Below are 605 nucleotides of genomic sequence, written 5' to 3' on the forward strand. Positions count from 1 at the left end.
AATACCATATTATATCATTTCTTGTTCAGCTAACCTGCGTCTTTAGTTGAAGAAGAAAAAATGGCTGCCGTAGCAGTCTTATATATTGAACTCAAGCACATGTTAGTTGAAGATTTGACAATTACTTCGAGTATTTCCTAATGATATTTATTGCATTTTATCTTTGGAATATGAACTATTATTAATTCCCATTCAAATGATAGATTAGTTGCACAACGCCAGAGGAGAACGTTCTTGTATTAACCACTTTTAAATTCAACCTTTGTTTTATATCAATAAATAACGGTTTTCCTTCTCCAAGAATAACAGGGTGAACAGATAATCTAAATTCATCAACAAGCCCTAAATTGATAAAAGATGTAATAAGACTTGCCCCGCCATATAGCCAGATGTCTTTACCAGGCTTATTCTTTAATTTATTTACTTCTTCAAGAATATCATCATTTATGAATATTACTTTATGATCGGTCCCTTTTTGCGTTCTGGAAAACACATATTTTTCTTTACGATGAACTAATTCCCAAATTTCTTTTTCAATATCAGTATTTTCATTTTCAGGAGTAAATTGTCCCCATAAATCGTAGCTTTTTCTTCCATATAAGATT

1 protein-coding gene is annotated in these 605 nt (G+C 30.9%); it reads right to left on the reverse strand.

All coding sequences use genetic code 11. The annotated features are described in order from the left end of the window. Positions 1–181 precede the first annotated feature (181 nt). Positions 182–605 (reverse strand): dihydrofolate reductase family protein (locus V7137_RS27855; RefSeq protein WP_335701067.1); only part of this gene is annotated, 424 nt, incomplete at its 5' end.

The sequence above is a fragment of the Neobacillus drentensis genome, from assembly GCF_036962765.1.
GTDB lineage: Bacteria > Bacillota > Bacilli > Bacillales > Cytobacillaceae > Neobacillus > Neobacillus drentensis_C.